The organism is Glycomyces sp. NPDC048151 (assembly GCF_043202775.1).
Lineage (GTDB): Bacteria > Actinomycetota > Actinomycetes > Mycobacteriales > Micromonosporaceae > Glycomyces.
On record NZ_JBIDBB010000003.1, the window covers coordinates 174560 to 190355 of the forward strand.

Genomic DNA, 15796 nt, shown 5'->3' on the forward strand with positions numbered 1-15796 from the left:
ACTTTCTGAAAGTTTCGGAACTTTCCATGAAACTTCCAAGCTTCGCCATGGTAAGTGGGATATCAACAGTTGTCAATCAGGAGATGCCCGGTCGGTCGCCGACGTGCAGGAACGCGCTCACCCGCGCCGCCGCCTCCAGCATCGCCAGGCCCCGCTCGGTGAGCCTGCGGCCCCACCCGTCGAGCGCCGCCGCCAGCTCTTCCGTGCCGCCCGCAGTGCGCACCTGCCGCACCACCGCCGCGATCCGCTCCAGCGGATAGTCCCCGCGCCGCAGGAGGTGCGCGAGCTCCGCGTCCCGCACGTCCTCGTGCCGGTACAGCCGGTACCCGGTGACCGGCTCGCGCTCCGGAGCGAGGATCCCCGCGTCCTCCCAGTGCCGCACCGTGGCCGCCGTGACGCCGAGCCGCCTCGCGAGCTCGCCCACGGTGAGCGGCGGCCCGGTGAACCGCGCCGGCGGCGGGCCGGCCGTCAGGTGCCCGATCGCCGCGCGCACCGCGTCCAGGGTCTCGCGGTCGCGCACGAGCTGCACGTGCCCGCGGTCGATCTCGGCGAGGGCGCGCTCCGTGTCATTCCCGTTGAGCGCCAGCATGACCCGACCCGCCGCCGCGTACCCGTACGCCGGGACGAGCGCCAGGAACGCGCGCAGCGCCGCCGCATGCGCCTCGGTGTAGACCCGGTACCCGCTCCTCGTGCGCGCCGCCTCCGGGAGGAACCCGTCGCGCTCGTAGTTGCGGACCGCCTGGGTCGAGAGGCCGTGCTCGCGGGCGAGGTCGGAAGGCCGGAAGGTGTCCACAGGTCAAAGACCCTAGCGGATTCGAGGTTCCCCTGAAGCCCGTTGCGGCCGTACGCTTGAGGAGACCCTCGGAGTCCCCTGGAGCGCCTGTGAACAGCATCCCGTCAGACCCGAACGCCCTGTACGACAAGCCGCACTCGGTCGACCTCGCCCAGGTGATGATGGTCTTCCAGTACTTCATGGTGGTCAGCGTGAGCGTCGGGATCGGCCCCCGGCTCTTCAACTGGTTCAAGGGCGAGACCGAGGGCGTGCCGCTCCTGGCGGACGTCGAGGCGGCCATCGACATCGGCTCGAGCTACCCGATCGCTGTGGTCCTGCCGGTCCTGGTGGTCTTCACCGCGCCGTACGTCTGGGTGGTCCTGGCCCTCGGACTGGGGCGCAAGTGGGCCCGTGCCGCGGCGGCCGTGGTCGTCCCGGTCAACACCTACTTCGGACTCGGCGCGGTCGTGCGCACCTACGGCGAGGTCTGGGCTCTCATCGTCTCGCCACTGTGGATCTTCGTGGCCCTGTGCGTCCTCGGCGGGCTCGCCTCCCGCACCGCCCGGCAGTGGTTCCGCCAGGGCGGCTGGGAGCCCTGGTACATCCGCTACGAGATCGACCAGCTCCAGAAGGTCAACGCCCGCCGCCGCCGGCCCCCGCGCCGCCGCCGCTACCGGATCCCCCACGACCCCAACCAGGCCGACGCCGACTGAACGCGAACGGGCCCGGTGACCAGGTCACCGGGCCCGTCGTTTCACATCATGGCGCGAGTACGAAGTCCGCGCCGGTCACGCCGTTCAGGACGACGCTGACATCGGCGGCGTCCGTGCCGGACGGGCTCACCGCCTCGAACTGCGCGGTGCCCGAACCGGGCGCGAAGGTCCAGAAGCGGCCCTGCGCGTCCGTGACGCCGCGGTGCCCTGACGCGGTGTGGGTGACCACCGCGCCCGCGACGGGCGCTCCACTCTGGTCGGTGACCGTACCCCGGACCAGACCGCCCGCGACCGGCGCGCACTCGGCGGTGCCGCCGACGAGGACGTCGTCGATCTGCCACCAGTAGCCCGAGCGGTAGGCGTGGTAGTAGTGGAACTTGAGCTGCGCCGCTTCCGCTGCGGCCCAAGCGGTCAGGTCCACGGTCACCGTCGTGTCGGACACCGGCTGGTCGGCCGCCCAGACCTCCTGCCACGTCTGGCCGCCGTCCGTGCTGATCGCGATGTCGGCGCGGGAGTACGGGGCGTACATGGAGAAGTCGGTGGCGAAGGACAGGACCGGCTGCGGGGCGCTCGACAGGTCGAACACCGGCGAGATGAGATCGGTGTCCATCACGCCGCCGCCGGGCGGCTGGGCGTAGGCGAACCCGCCCGATCCGGGGGTGCGGTTGCCAGCGCCGTCCGAGGCGAAGAGCCACGGCTGCGGGCCGCGGTTGACCACGGTCCAGCCCACCGGCGCTGTGGTGAAGCCGGTGCCGAGCGGGTCGAAGGCGTAACCCGGTGCGGTGCATCCGGTCTCGACGGGCACTTCGACTCGCAGATCCGCCGCGTTCGCATCGACGCGGACGGTCTGGTAGCCGCTGTACTCGCTCTCGACGACCAGCTCGACCCCGCCCGTCGGCAGCGTCAGCTCGAACCGCCCGGTGAACGGATCGGTCATGGTCGACACCTCGCCGCCCGCGGAACTGACCGTGGCCGCGAGCGGCCAGCCGTGGCCGGAGCCGTCGACGACGGTACCCGTGACGACGGTGGTGGCGAGCGGGGTCAGCGACGCGTTGAATACGGCCGTCTGGCCCGCCGAGACGGTCACGGTCCCGGTCTGGGGCGCGTAGCCGAACTTGGTCACGGTGACCGCGTGCTGCCCGGTGAGGGCGAACGACACGTCGTACTTCCCGTCGGCCCCGGTCGTGGCGCGGCGGTCGAACGCGCCGTCGAAGACCAGCTCCGCGTCTGCGAGCGGCGTCCCGTCGGCGGCGGTGACGGTGCCCGTGATCGTGCCGGAGTCGCCGTCGGGGAGCGCCTGGACCGCGGCGAACGCGTCGATGCGGCCGTAGCCGTGGACGTTGTTGGCGTCGGCGGTCCCGCCGCACTGGTCGTCCGCGGTGTACCGCGCCGAACCGGTGAGCATCTCGTAGACCAGGCCGTAGTCGCCGCGGAGCGCGGGCTCGGCCTCCATCATGAGCGCGATCGTGCCCGCGACGTGCGGCGCGGCCATCGAGGTGCCGCTCTGCGAGCCGTAGCCGCTGCCGGGCACCGAGGAGAGGATGCCGCTGCCGGGCGCGGACACGTCCGGCTTCACGCGGCCGTCGCTGGTCGGACCGCGCGAGGAGAACTCGGCGATGCCGCCGCCGACCTCGTAGGCGCCCACGGCGATCACGTCCGCGTACCCGCCGGGGGAGTTGGTGGTGAGACAGGTCGGCCCGCTGTTGCCCGCCGCGAAGACCGGGATGATCCCGGCCGCGTGCCACAGCTCCACGATGTCCTCGTAGTACGGGTCGTGATCGGATGCCTCACGGCCCCAAGAGTTGTTGATGATGTCGGGCGCCTTGGACGGGTCCGGGTTATGCCCCTGCGAGTCGGTCGGCGCGACCATCCACTGCCCGGCCTTCAGCACCGATTCCATGCTGGAGCCGTAGTAGTTCGCGGCGATCCACTCCGCGCCGGGCGCGACGCCGATCTGGTTGCCCGCGCCGTCGTCGCCGACCATGGTGCCCACGGTGTGCGTGCCGTGGTTGCTGAGATCGCACGGCGCGGCACCGCAGGAGCCCTCGACGTCGTAGAAGTTGTAGTCGTGGGTGAAGGTGCCGTCGCCGTTGTTGCCCCGGTACTGGTTCACGAGCGCGGGGTGGTCGTACTGGACGCCGGAGTCGATGCTGGCGACGACGACGCCCTCACCGGTGACGCCCAGCTGGTCCCAGACGGCGGGCGCGTTGATGTCGGTCGCGCCCCACCCGGCGGAGGCGGCCGCGAACCCGGACTCGGCCGGGACGGGCTCCACGTCGACCACCTCGGGGGCGTCGACCACCCTCGCCACCTCGTCGAAGGCGGTGACGGTCTCCAGCAGCTCGGTCCCGCCGGTCACCTTGACCGACGATGAGGCCCAATAGGTCTCGTACTCGACGCCCGCCTCATCGAGGGCCTCGGTCAGCGCGGCCTGAGAGGTCTCCGCAAACGCCGTCGCCGCCGCGTAAGCCGCAGCGCCCTTCTCCTCCTTGGTCTCGGCGCGGTAAGCGGCCGAATAGTCGGGGCTGCCCTCGAACTGCACCCAGCTCTCGGCCTCACCTTCCGCCTCGATCTCGGCCAGCAGGGCCGGATCCACCTTCTGCTCGATCAGTGCGTCCACGTCGGACTCGGTCTGCCCCAGTGCGGGCGCTGCGACGACGAAAGCCGGTGATAGCGCTCCCACGAGACTGGCGGCGAGTACTCGCCGCCATCGTTGTGTACGTGACAAGACGGCTCCTTGCTCGATGGCGGCGCCGGGGGGTCGGCACCGCTCGCAATTCCGTTGCGTCCCAACATGACAGGCCATCGCTGAGCATCAAAATAGACATACAGCCAAAACCAGAGCCAACCCCAAGGAAACCACCTCACCAGTGCCGCAACTCACACCCGCCGCAGACAGGCCAGCGCCGATGCGTACGATTCCGAGCTGGAAGTAGGGAGCCAGGCATCCGATGTTCACTGTCACCGCCTCGACGCACGCCGCTGACGCGAACCGGTACTTCGCGGGGGGTCTGCATTTTCCGAACGGCGATGTCGAGTACTTCCAGGCTTCCCTGGACCACTGGACGATCCAGCAGTACACCGAGAGCTGGCGGTCCCAGCTCGCCAAGATCGCGAGCGGCGAGCCGGTCGCCGTTCTCCTCACGAACGTTCAGGACCCGAGGTCCGCGAACTTCTTCCGGGGCTGGACGGTCTACAACCCCGGCGACGGGTTCCTCTACTTCCAAGACGGACTGATCTTCGTCGAGGAGCTCCCGGACGGCTGGACCCTCGACGACTTGAGCGGCTTCGCCGAGGAGCGAGAGACCGAGACCGAAGAGGGACATCGGATCTCGGAGTGGAGGATCGACGAGGCCGACATCGATCCCTACAAGTCCATCGTCGTCACGGACAACATGCTCTAGGCAGAGCGACGGCCCCGCCGAATCGGCGGGGCCGCTGCTGGTCCTCGGTAGGGCTACCGGTCGGCCTGCTGGAGCAAGGCGGTGAAGTCGACGGTCTTCAAGTCGAAGATCGGGGAGTCATCGCCAAGCTTGCTGTCGCGAACCTGGAAGCCGGAGACTGCGGGGCGAGCCTCAACGCAGTCGGTGTTCGGGCCCTGGCTGCGGCTCGACTTGCGCCACCCATCCTGGCTCATCGCTTGAACTCCTTCAGAGACTTGGCCTGTCGAAGCCCCGCCTCGAAGATCTGGTGGTACTTGCCCACGGCGTCGCTGTTTTCGTAGAATCGGCGCTCGTACGGGCTCTCCAGATAGACGACGCTGGGATCCTCGGTGTTCCTGAAGGATAGTACGGAGAAGGGCACCACCAACATCGGATATGGGCCCGCTTCGAACGGCAGGTACTGGATATTCACCCTCGGATGCCCATCGAGATCGAGCATCCGGGCAAGCTGTTCATCACTGCAGCTGCTGTGCAGCACTGCTTCGAATAGCAGGAATCTCAGCCTCACCGTGCCGAGTTCGAGCTTCCCCATGAGCGTCGTTTGTCGGTCGAGTCGATCCTCGATTCGGCGAGCGATGTCCTTCGACTCGACGCCACTCCGCTCGAATACCTTCCGGATGTAAGCCTCGGTCTGGAGCGGGCCTGGCACGAACATGGCTTCGAACTTGTCGAGCCCGACCGCCATGCGCTCGAACTCCAGATATGCATCCCACCCGGAGTTCTCGGCCGCGTGACTGGGCTGGGCCCAGATCTTGTCGTTCACGAAACGCCAGATGCGCTCCAGTTCGAAGCGGATCTTGTTCGGGGCGCCGTAGTACTCGGCGAGCCGTCCGACGACCGCGAAGGTCGACCTCGTGGGCATGCCTTGTTCGATCCGCGTGAGCGTCCGCGTCGACCCCGCGATCGCGGCGGCCTCCGGATCGGTGACCTTCTTGCCCGCCAACTCCCGCTGCGCCTTGAGTTCTCGTCCGACCTGCCTGCGAAGTTCAGAAACCGTCGACATCCACTCAGTATCGCAATAACCACGCATAGTGCAACCTCATGCGACGCGGCGTTCCGTATGGCAGTCTGACAGGCCGTACTGCCATATTGTTGCGCCCCAAGCTTTCTGAACTGTCGGATTGCCAACAGTCCGACCTGCGGTTTCGCCTTGAGGCGGTGCCCGCTTCTTCCTACTCTCGACTCATGGCTGATACCAAGGACGTCTATCTCGGCGAGTTCAAACGGGGCCCGGCGGTCTTCACGGTCTTCCAGACAGCGAAGGACCCAGCGGTGATCCGAGTCGACTGCAAGGACAACGGCGGCGGCCCGAATCCCACTGCCACCTTCGAAGAGGGCATCGACGACTCGCCCTATTGGCACGGCGCGTGGAACCACGACAAGTGGTGCCCCTGGATCGTCGCCGAGACGCGCAAGGTCGCCAAGAAGCCACGCTGAAAGCGGAGCGCTCCGCAAGGGCCGACCGATCCTGGTGGGGGATCGGTCGGCCCGTTCCGTCTATCGGTCTGCGGAGCGCGGAAACCCGGTCATCGTGGCTAGCGACCGCCGCAATGCCTCCGCGTCCCCCGGCTTGAGATCTGCCGTGAGATCGGCGTCGATCGCCTCGGCGATCGCATTGCAGGCCTTGAGGAGTGCGATGCCCTCCTCGGTCGGTGCGAGCACCTGCCTGCGGCGGTCCCGTGGGTCGCGCTGGCGGGTGACCGCTCCGATTTCCTGGAGCCGGTCGGCGAGGCCGACCATGAAGCTCGGCGCGACGCCCATGGTCTCGGCCGCCTCCGCCTGCGAACTCGCGGCGCCGTCTGCGAGCAGCGCGAGCAGGCCCGCGTGCTTGGGCTTCAAACCGAGCGCCGCGATCTTCGCTGCGTACAGCTCGGTGACGGTCGTACCGAGGATGCCGAGTTGAAATGCCAGGGTGGAGGTCAGCCCGGCAGGCCGTTGCTTGGACATGACCTCCACGATAGCAATAATGATTCACTTTGTGAATGATTTACTTACCGTATTGAATTTGCGGCTTCGTCGTTCGGCCCGGCCGGTTCAGCGAGGTCGCGGGCCCGTTCGGCCATCTCTGGGCTGCCGAGCCGGTCGTACGCGGCGGCAAGCGTGTTGAGAAGGAGCGTCCGATTGTCTTCGCCGGTACCGGTGAGGAACGAGTCGAGGTCAGCGCCGCTGGTCGGGGCGAAGTCGCCGACTGCCACGATCCCGGGGGAGAGGACGGCGCCGCGGTGGTTGAGCTGGGCGTCGAGTGCGAACATCATCTCCGTGATGCGCGGCAGTTCCTCGACGCGCTCCGGGTGCTGCGCGAACCACCAAAGTGCGGCGGTGCGCGGCTCGCTGAGGAGCCGCCCAAGACGGTCGGCGTTGCTCATCCGCTTGTCGTGCAGACGGGTCTCCATGTCGAGGGTGAACTCCGCGCGCTCCAGTTCACGGGCCAGCGCCAGGTCCTCGGGCTCGACGAGGGCCGGGCCGAACTCGGCCTTGAAGCCGATCGCGCCGTCCCGCGCCCAACGCCACGCGTTGAACTTGTCGTTCAGCGGCAGGTGCAGGTACTCGCTGACAGTGAGCGCGTGCTGCGCCGTCACGGCCTGCGCGGTGCGGTGCAGCTCCCACTCCAGGACGCGCCGCACGTCTTCGCCGATGCGGATGTCGCCCTTGACGATGTACTCGACCGTCACCGGGCACTTGAACTTGAGCGCGGGCAGGGAACTCGGGAGTTCGAGCACGGTCTGGTACTGGTGCATCGGGAGCGGCTCGACCGAAGCGACGACTTCGGCCCCGCCCGCCCAGCCTTGGTAGAACTTCCAGCCGAAGAACGCCAAGACGGCGAGGACGAGGACGATCGGGATGATCCAACTGGCCATTACATCGAGACCTTTGCTTGAGTGAGGAAGTCGGCGAGCTGGTCGCACAGGACCAGGACGTCAGGATCAGCGGCACGGCCCGACCAGGACCGCCCGCTCACGGCCTGGGAGAGCTGGCCCAGCGTCCAGAAGTCTCCGGCGGCGGCGGCGACGCGCTCGACAAGCGGCGTGCGGTGCTCGGGCAGGGCCGAGGCGGCGAAGGCGAGCCAAGCGGCGACGCTGTCGCGCACGGCGCTCGGGCTCGCCGAGGCGAGCAAGGCCCGCCACATGGACGTGACCGACCCGGACGGGTCGCGGGCGAGCCAGTCACCCGCCCACCGGCTCCGAACACCGTCATCTTCGAGCAGTGCGATGAGCACGGCAGGCGCGATCGGCTGGAACTCGGCGTCCTGCGCCGTCCATTCGGCGAGCGGTTCGACGACGGTCTGCGGCGGGAGGGACCTCGCTGCCGAGGCGAACGAGAGGAGCGAGTCGTCCACGACCGAGGGCGAATCGGACTTCAGCAGGTGCTTCAGCCGGGTGAGCGCGTTGCGGGGGAAGCGGATCGCGTAGTCGGGGTCGCCGCACACCTGGGCAACGGTGCGCTGCAAGCTGATCGGCACACCGGAGCGGTGGTAGGACCACTGCCAGAGCTGACGGCGGACCTGCTGGCCGATCGCCGGGTCGATCGCCCCGGCGAGGAGCAGCCCGGCGGCCAGCTCCCGGCGAAGTCTCGTGCCCGAACCCGGGCCCGCGATCGACGCCGCGCGAACGGTGATCAGCTCGGCCGCCCCTGTCGCCGAGGCGAAGTTGAGCAGTCGCGGCAGCAGGACCGCGAGCATGTCGTCGCCGAGCCGCTGCGGTCGCACGAGCTGATCGAGCCAGGCTTGGATCGGAGCCCTCCACGTGGGGAACTGCGCCCACGCGAACGGCAGCACCGCCGCTCCCAGCCGCGGGTTGGCGAACGCACCGCTCTTCTCGACGAGCACGGTCTCGAGCGACGCGAAGCGCTGGTCCAGACTCGGTCCCCGAAGCACCGACGGGTCGGCCTCCTCTCCCGCTATCGCGGCCAGTGCGTTGGCGGCGAAGGCGATCGACGCCCGGTCGGAGCCGGGGAGCGCGGAGGCCGCGAGGGCCAGGGCCCGCGAGGGGCCGCTCAGGAGCCGGTCCTCGAAGAGGATGCGGAGGTCCGCGGCGTACGAGTCCAGACAGGATCTCACCGTTTCGATCAGCTCGTCCATTCCCGAACCGGGGGGCGCGCTGTCGATCACCTCCGCGATCTGCACGGCCCGAGGCGGCCACTGATCAGCCGTCAGCTCCAGGAAGCGCGGGTCGCGCTGCAGCCGGTGGAGCAGTTCGGGATGTCGCATCCGCTTGGCCATCACCGCTGCCGGATCCGGTCGGCCGACCCGGTGCACCGACTCGGGGAGCGCCCGTTCGGCGACGGGCCGGCTCGTGTCGCCGATGGCGACGACCAGGTGGGAGTCGCTTTCGCGCAGAGCGGTCTGGACCTGTGCGAGACGCTCGACGAATCGGGTCGCGAGGTCGTGGTCGTGGGAGATGTCGAGCAGCAGCACGCTCGGCTGCTTCAGGTCGTCGAGTTCGTCGACGAGTTCGCTGTGGTCGGCGGAGAACAGTTCTTCGACGCGTCGACCGGGGTTTGTCGCGGCGAACGCCTGCCAGCGCTGGCAGGCGGCGGTCGTCAGTCCTGTACGGGCGCCTCCCGCGAGCACGAGCAGTCGGGTCCGGTCCAGGACCGTCAGGTCGCGTTCGAGGTCCGGGGGCGGGACGACCATGCGCAGTTCCCGGTGCTGCAGGTCGGGGTCGGAGGCGTACCGGATGCGCCGTCGCAGGGCGCTGACGCTCAGGTAGAGGTTGTGCTGGTCGCCGCCGAAGGCGTTGACGACGCCTCCTTCAGTCGCGCTGACGCTGCCTTGGAAGAGGTTGCCGGTCAAGGCCTCCGGCGCCTCGGTGTCGCTCATTCGCGTTCCTTCCGCTGGCGCGGAGCAGGCCGCTCCTCGTAGTTGTGCTGGTCGCCGCCGAAGGCATTGACGGTGCCGCCCTCGCCCGCACTGACTTCGCCGTGGAAGACGTTGCCGCGATGGACCTTTCGGCTGTGGTCGTCGTGGGTGGACCTGTCGACCTGGACGCGGTTGCCGGAGCCGACGCCGATGGCGTCTCGCCCGATGTCGCCGGCCCGCGTGGACTCGTCGTGGAGGTCGTGGCCGGCCGAGCCGACGGTCGATGCCTGCCCGCTCGTGCGCAGCCGCAGTTCGGTCTCGCCGCGTCCGACGGCGTCTTCGAGCGGTTCGATCGAGGCGTCCTCGGAAGCGGCGGAGAGCGGGAGGTTCGACAGGCCGTACCGGAGGAGGTACCCGGAGGGCGAGGGCACGTGGAGGAACGCCTCGGCGTGGTAGTCCTTGTCCTGCATGTCGACCGACACGTTGACGAACTCGGTCGCGCGCAGCCAGGCGGGGTCGGGGCCGATCGTGCCGCTGATGACGGCCGGGGTCACGGCGACCGCGAGGAAGGTCGCGTTCTCGTCGGAGTTCTCCAGAAGCATCTTGCAGGCCTTGGAGTCCGCGATCCGGCAGGCGTCGATGATCACCTGGTTCGGCGCGACGTCGACCCGCTCGTCTGCGATCCCCTGGACCGTGCCGACGGCGATACCGAGACGCATCCTGATGCGGCCCTCGCCCCGGTGGTGGCGTTCGCGGAGCAGGAGCTGCAGTGCCTGCGGCAGGCCGTCGACGATGGCGCGGAGGTAGGCCTTCGGGAATCCGGCGACGATGCCGTCGCCGGTGTTCTGGCAGAACTCGCGCTCGCTCCAGGCCTCCTGCAGGTCGGATCCGAGGAACGCGGCTTCGATGTCGTTGCGGAAGTCGGTCGCGATCCGGGTGCGTTCGGTGTCGGTGTAGGCGCTGAACCTCCTGATGTCGAGGGCGAGGACGGCGACTTCGCGGGTCTCGGTCTTGCGTTGGGCCGGAATCGGTTCGGGTTGCATCGTGTTCCTCAATGTCGTGCGCTTCGGGCTGGTCTTCCGATCGTCGGATCCGGGCCGCGAACGCGGTGCGCAGTACTGCGCACCGCGGATGGTGACGTGAAGCACGTTCAGCGAATATGGGCCCGTCTCGACAGCGCAGCGGGATCGAGGATCGTGATGAGGGCGGGCCGGGTCTCGATGAGCCCGATGTCCTTCCACCGCGAAACGAGCAGGTTCACCGATCGCAGGCCGGCCCCGAGGGAATCGGCGATGAGCCGCTGGCTCATCGGCACGGTCGGGCTCGGTCGGCCCGGATCGGCGTTGACCACCTCCAGGAACAGCTGGGCCAGGCGTTGCTCGGCCGGCAGGTTGGCCGCCCGCCACACGCGTTCGCCGACCTGCCGGGCCTTGCTGAGGATGTAGCGCTGCAGGGTGTCCGAGAGCCGTTCCCGCTCGATGAAGCCAGCGAAGTTGGAGGCCTCCAGTGTCGTGACGGTGCAGGGTTCGAGCGGCCAGACCGACGCGCTGTGCTCGCCGTCGTCCCATTGCGCGTACTCGCCGAGGAGGTCGCCCGACCCTCGGACCGCCACGAGGACTTCGTTGCCGCTCTCGTCGGTGTAGACGACTCTGACCCGTCCCCGCTCGATCGCGTGGACGATGCGGCTCGGAGCGCCCTGGTCGAGGAGCCTGGTCGTGGTCGTGGAGGTGCGCCGGTTCCCGTGGGAGAGGAGGGCGTTCCAGCGCTCGGGGCCGATGAGGGCCTGAAATCCTCGGGTATGGAGGTTTTGCGGGGGTGGGGCCATCGGACCTTCATATCGATTGCGGCCGTTACGTTCTGTCGGGTTAATGACACTGAAAGTGTGATTCGCTCGCGTCGACCGTCCGGGGTGGGGGGATTGTGGAGGAATCTTTGGTGAGGCTAAGGTCACAGGGGCAGTCGAGTGGAAGGGAAGTGCTGTGCGCAAACTCAGGCTTGTCGCGGTGGCGTCGGTCGGGCTCTTGGCCTTGGGGGCCTGCGGAAGCGAGCAGGGGGCCGCGATGTTCGTCGGCGACCAGCGCGTCACCGAGGCCACACTCGACGGTTATGTCGACGGCGAGGTCGCCATGTACCTCGACCAGGGCGCGACGATCGAGGAGATCAGCTACGCCGACAGCCGCCAGAAGGCCGCGTTCATCGTGCTCTTCGCCGAGCTGGGCCAGGCCATCGGCCTCGAAGCGCCCGACACGAACAGCGCCGCGGACGAATTCGAGGCCCGGTACATCGAAGCCGCCGCGTACTACGACGAGATCGCCGCCGCGGCCGAGCCGCGCGCGATGACCGACGCCGAGGCGGAGGCGCTGAACGCCGCCGTCGCGGGCGACCAGAACCTCCTGCAGCGCGCGGTCGAGGGCTGGGCCACCTCCGAGCAGCTCACCGAAGAGCAGTTCGCGGAGTTCAGCACGGCCGCCCAGGCCGACCCCTCGATCCTCAACGAGGTCGTGCGCATGTGGGGCGAGCAGCAGGCCGGGTTCGCCGACGACCTGAACGGCTACATCGACGAGTACGACGTCGCCGTGAACCCGCGGTACGGCGCGCTCGACATCAGTCCGCTCGTGGGCGTGTTCGAGGTCGAGGTGCCGCAGCGTTGAGCGAGATCACCTGGCTCCTGACCTCCCCGCGCATCCCCGCCGGGCTGCTCACCGTCGAGGCCTGGGACGCCCTGCAGGACGCCGAGGCCGTCGCCGCGTTCTTCGAGAGCCCCACGGTCGAGGCCGTGCGGGACGCCGGGATCGACGTGCAACTGGTCGAGGACGCCGCCGAGTTCATCGAGACCGGCGGCGTTTGGATCGTCGGCGAGGAAGGCGACGAGGAGCTGCGCGAGGCGCTCGCCGAGTACGTCGCGGGCGGGGAGATCGAGCTCGAAGTCGTCTACGGCTCTTGGGATCCGCCCGGCGCGCGCCTGCTCGACCTCGTCGAGGCCGTGGCGCGGCTGCACGCCGAGGACGGCTGCCCGTGGCACCGCGGGCAGACCCACGAGACGCTCGGCCCGTACCTGCTCGAGGAGGCCTACGAGGTCCTCGACGCCATCGGCGGCGGCGACCCCGAGGAGCTGCGCGAAGAGCTCGGCGACCTGTTGTTCCAGCCGCTCCTGCACGCCTCGCTCGCCGAGGACTTCGACATCGACGACGTCGCGGGCGACCTGGTGGAGAAGATCGTCCGCCGCCACCCGCACGTGTGGGGTGACGCCGACCCCGACGACCTGTACGAGCACTGGAACGAGGCGAAGGCCGCCGAGAAGCCGCACCGGGACCACCCGGCCGACGGCGTCTCGCGCCAGCTGCCGTCGCTGTCCTTGGCCGCCAAGGTCATCGAGCGCTTCCACGACCAGGGCGAGGCGCTGGAGCTGCCGGACCTGCCCGACGGCGTCAAGCTCGAGGCCGACGAGGTGGGCGACTTCCTGCTCGCCGCCGTCGCGGCCGCCCGCGCCGCCGGGGTCGACCCCGAGCTGGCGCTGCGCAAGTCGATCACCGAGCGCGCGGGGCTGGACCGCCTCGACCCGCAAGGGCATGTCGCGGAGGCGATCGAGCACTAGACGAGCAGGGCCTAAACCATTCACGCCTAACTTCACAATAATGTTCTCGCGGCCTTAACAATGGCCGCCATCTCTGCTACGGTCGATCGCATGCCATCCGGTGACGCAAGTGACAGAGGCCCGAAAGGCCCGGCCACCCAGGTCAGGGAGACAAGCGATTCCAGCGGGGACCTGAGCTTCGGCTCGCCGACCCCCGCCGACGGGACCGAACTGTGGAACCTCGCCCGCGAGGCGGGGAACCTCGACGTCAACAGCAGGTACGCCTACCTGCTGTGGTGCCGCGATTTCGCGGCCACGAGCGTCGTCGCCCGCGATCGGCGCGGAGCCGTCGCGGGCTTCATCACCGGCTACCGCAGGCCCGAAGCGCCGGACGTGCACTTCGTCTGGCAGGTCGCGGTCGCACCCGGCTTCCGCCGCCGGGGACTGGCACGACGCATGCTCGACCACGTGGTCCACCGCATGCGCTCCGACGGAGTCCGTTTCGTCGAGACGACGGTGACTCCGGACAACAAAGCGTCGATGCGCCTGTTCGAGTCGTTCGCGGAAGCGAACGGGACGAACCTGACGCGCGACGTGCTGTTCTCTGAGCAGGAGCTCGGTTCCGGACACGAACCGGAAGTGCTCCACCGCATCGGCCCGCTGCCGGACTGAGCCAGCCCTACCCGGGCAACGGCGCCGCGGCGCCGCATCAGCCGGCCCGGGTATGCGCCCGGCGAGCGCCCCAAGCAGCGAGCGCCGGGAAGCGGAGAACAGCCAACCAGGCAGACCAAGAAGAGATCATGCAGGTTTTCGAACAGGTCGAATCAGAAGTCCGCTCCTACTGCCGCAACTGGCCCACGGTGTTCACCACCGCGAAGGGCAGCCGCATCGACGACGAAGCCGGACGGTCGTACATCGACTTCTTCGCCGGAGCGGGCTCGCTCAACTACGGGCACAACCACCCCGTCCTCAAGGAGGCCCTCCTGGGCTACCTCGCCGAGGACAACGTCGTCCACACCCTCGACGCCTACTCGGGCGCCAAGCGCACCTTCCTGGAGACCTTCCGCGACGTCGTACTCGCGCCCAGGAGCCTCGACTACAAGGTCCAGTTCCCCGGGCCCGCAGGCAACAACGCCGTCGAGGCCGCGCTCAAGCTCGCCCGCAAGTACACCGGCCGCGAGACCGTCGTGTCCTTCACGAACGGCTTCCACGGCATGACCCTCGGGGCCCTCGCGGTCACCGGCAACTCGATGAAGCGCGGCGGCGCGGGCGTCCCGCTCAACAACGCCGCGACCATGCCCTACGACAACTACATGGACGGCCAGACGCCGGACTTCCTGTGGCTGCGCAGCCTCCTGGAGGACTCCGGCTCCGGCCTCGACCAGCCCGCCGCGGTCATCGTGGAGACCGTGCAGGGCGAGGGCGGCATCAACGTCGCCTCCGACACGTGGCTGCGCGGCCTCCAGGACGTGTGCCGCGAGCACGACATGCTGTTCATCGTCGACGACATCCAGATGGGCTGCGGGCGAACGGGTCCGTTCTTCTCGTTCGAGCGGTCCGGGATCTACCCGGACATCGTCACGCTCTCGAAGTCGTTGTCCGGCATGGGCCTGCCGTTCGCGCTCACGCTCATGAAACCGCACCTGGACGTGTGGGAGCCGGGGGAGCACAACGGGACGTTCCGCGGGTTCGCGCCCGCGTTCGTCACCGCCACCGCCGCGCTGGAGACGTTCTGGCGCGACGACAAGTTCACCGCCGGAGTCGACCGGGACGCCGCCTGGCTCGACGCCGAGCTCGCCGACATCGCCGCCAGCCAGCCGGAACTGGGCATCACCACGCGCGGGCGCGGCCTGGCGCGCGGCATGGTCTTCGAGGACCCGGCCCACGCGGGCCAGGTCTGCCAGGAGGCCTTCGCGAACGGCCTCTTGATGGAGACCTCCGGCGCCGAGGACGAGGTCGTCAAGTTCCTCCCGCCGCTCACCACCACCCGCGCCGACTTCGAGGAGGGCGTCGGCATCGTCCGCGAAGCCGTCGCCACCGTTGCGAAGGAAGCCGCCGCGAAGGAGGCCGCATGATCGTCCGCAGGCTCCAAGACCTCATCGGCACTGACGCGGACGTGGAAGGCCACGACCGCGACCAGGCAAGGGGCACATGGCGTTCGCGTCGGCTCCTGCTCGCCCGCGACGGCGTCGGCTTCTCGCTGCACGACACCGTCCTGTACGCCGGGACCTCCACGACCATGCGGTACGCCAACCACGTCGAGGCCGTGTACGTCATCGAAGGGTCCGGGAAGCTCCGCGACCACGAGACCGGCGACGTCCACGCGCTCACGCCCGGAACGATGTACCTGCTCAACGGCGGCGAGCGGCACACGCTCGACATCGAAGCGGACCTGCGCTGCGTGTGCGTGTTCAACCCGCCGGTCACCGGCCGGGAAGTCCACGACGCCGACGGCACCTACCCCCTGCTCACCGAAGAGAACTAGCCGATCAAAGC

General features: G+C 68.8%; 17 protein-coding genes. 8 read left to right on the forward strand and 9 right to left on the reverse strand.

Annotated features, from left to right (window positions below):
* Positions 1–76: 76 nt before the first annotated feature.
* Positions 77–793 (reverse strand): TioE family transcriptional regulator, encoded by a 717-nt coding sequence (locus tag ACGGCP_RS07420; RefSeq protein ID WP_392962461.1) that lies wholly within the window; start codon positions 791–793, stop codon positions 77–79.
* An 89-nt stretch (positions 794–882) separates the two neighbouring features.
* Between ACGGCP_RS07420 and ACGGCP_RS07425 the strand changes: the two genes are divergently transcribed.
* Positions 883–1485, forward strand: a complete 603-nt coding sequence (locus ACGGCP_RS07425; protein ID WP_392962463.1) for a hypothetical protein — start codon at positions 883–885, stop codon at positions 1483–1485.
* Positions 1486–1531: 46 nt separating this feature from the next.
* Here ACGGCP_RS07425 and ACGGCP_RS07430 read toward each other — a convergent pair whose 3' ends face one another.
* Positions 1532–4105 carry a S8 family serine peptidase gene (locus ACGGCP_RS07430; RefSeq protein ID WP_392962465.1) on the reverse strand — a complete coding sequence of 858 codons (2574 nt, stop codon included), beginning with the start codon at positions 4103–4105 and terminating at the stop codon, positions 1532–1534.
* Positions 4106–4436: 331 nt separating this feature from the next.
* Between ACGGCP_RS07430 and ACGGCP_RS07435 the strand changes: the two genes are divergently transcribed.
* A complete protein-coding gene (locus ACGGCP_RS07435) occupies positions 4437–4889 on the forward strand; it encodes a hypothetical protein (RefSeq protein WP_392962467.1) in 453 nt (150 codons plus the stop codon).
* A gap of 53 nt (positions 4890–4942) precedes the next feature.
* On the opposite strand, the gene ACGGCP_RS07440 is transcribed toward ACGGCP_RS07435, so the two are convergent.
* The gene (locus ACGGCP_RS07440) at positions 4943–5122 is read right to left on the reverse strand and encodes a DUF397 domain-containing protein (protein WP_392962470.1); all 180 of its coding nucleotides are present in this window, start codon (positions 5120–5122) and stop codon (positions 4943–4945) included.
* Positions 5119–5931: a helix-turn-helix domain-containing protein gene (locus tag ACGGCP_RS07445; protein ID WP_392962473.1), complete on the reverse strand. Its 813-nt coding sequence runs from the start codon at positions 5929–5931 to the stop codon at positions 5119–5121. The genes ACGGCP_RS07440 and ACGGCP_RS07445 overlap by 4 nt, the downstream gene beginning before the upstream one ends.
* Positions 5932–6113: 182 nt before the next feature.
* Here ACGGCP_RS07445 and ACGGCP_RS07450 point away from each other — a divergent pair, with 182 nt between their 5' ends.
* Complete coding sequence (locus tag ACGGCP_RS07450; RefSeq protein ID WP_392962475.1) at positions 6114–6365, forward strand: hypothetical protein; 252 nt, start codon at positions 6114–6116, stop codon at positions 6363–6365.
* Positions 6366–6425: 60 nt separating this feature from the next.
* On the opposite strand, the gene ACGGCP_RS07455 is transcribed toward ACGGCP_RS07450, so the two are convergent.
* The 5 genes from ACGGCP_RS07455 to ACGGCP_RS07475 form a co-directional block, all read right to left on the reverse strand.
* Positions 6426–6875: a MarR family transcriptional regulator gene (locus ACGGCP_RS07455; RefSeq protein ID WP_392962478.1), complete on the reverse strand. Its 450-nt coding sequence runs from the start codon at positions 6873–6875 to the stop codon at positions 6426–6428.
* 44 nt (positions 6876–6919) lie between these two features.
* The gene (locus ACGGCP_RS07460) at positions 6920–7786 is read right to left on the reverse strand and encodes a hypothetical protein (protein WP_392962481.1); all 867 of its coding nucleotides are present in this window, start codon (positions 7784–7786) and stop codon (positions 6920–6922) included.
* The gene (locus ACGGCP_RS07465; RefSeq protein ID WP_392962483.1) at positions 7786–9747 is read right to left on the reverse strand and encodes a hypothetical protein; all 1962 of its coding nucleotides are present in this window, start codon (positions 9745–9747) and stop codon (positions 7786–7788) included. Before ACGGCP_RS07465 ends, ACGGCP_RS07460 begins: the two co-directional genes overlap by 1 nt.
* A complete protein-coding gene (locus ACGGCP_RS07470) occupies positions 9744–10769 on the reverse strand; it encodes a hypothetical protein (RefSeq protein WP_392962486.1) in 1026 nt (341 codons plus the stop codon). The genes ACGGCP_RS07465 and ACGGCP_RS07470 overlap by 4 nt, the downstream gene beginning before the upstream one ends.
* A gap of 107 nt (positions 10770–10876) precedes the next feature.
* Complete coding sequence (locus tag ACGGCP_RS07475) at positions 10877–11551, reverse strand: Crp/Fnr family transcriptional regulator (protein WP_392962488.1); 675 nt, start codon at positions 11549–11551, stop codon at positions 10877–10879.
* A 154-nt stretch (positions 11552–11705) separates the two neighbouring features.
* Here ACGGCP_RS07475 and ACGGCP_RS07480 point away from each other — a divergent pair, with 154 nt between their 5' ends.
* From ACGGCP_RS07480 to ACGGCP_RS07500, 5 genes are all read left to right on the forward strand, one after another.
* Positions 11706–12377: a hypothetical protein gene (locus tag ACGGCP_RS07480; RefSeq protein ID WP_392962491.1), complete on the forward strand. Its 672-nt coding sequence runs from the start codon at positions 11706–11708 to the stop codon at positions 12375–12377.
* Positions 12374–13321 carry a MazG family protein gene (locus tag ACGGCP_RS07485; RefSeq protein ID WP_392962493.1) on the forward strand — a complete coding sequence of 316 codons (948 nt, stop codon included), beginning with the start codon at positions 12374–12376 and terminating at the stop codon, positions 13319–13321. Before ACGGCP_RS07480 ends, ACGGCP_RS07485 begins: the two co-directional genes overlap by 4 nt.
* A gap of 90 nt (positions 13322–13411) precedes the next feature.
* Complete coding sequence (gene ectA / locus ACGGCP_RS07490; RefSeq protein ID WP_392962496.1) at positions 13412–13972, forward strand: diaminobutyrate acetyltransferase; 561 nt, start codon at positions 13412–13414, stop codon at positions 13970–13972.
* A 128-nt stretch (positions 13973–14100) separates the two neighbouring features.
* Positions 14101–15375, forward strand: coding sequence for a diaminobutyrate--2-oxoglutarate transaminase (ectB, locus tag ACGGCP_RS07495; RefSeq protein WP_392962499.1), 1275 nt, complete (start codon positions 14101–14103; stop codon positions 15373–15375).
* Positions 15372–15785 (forward strand): ectoine synthase, encoded by a 414-nt coding sequence (locus ACGGCP_RS07500; RefSeq protein WP_392962502.1) that lies wholly within the window; start codon positions 15372–15374, stop codon positions 15783–15785. The genes ectB and ACGGCP_RS07500 overlap by 4 nt, the downstream gene beginning before the upstream one ends.
* Positions 15786–15796 lie beyond the last annotated feature (11 nt).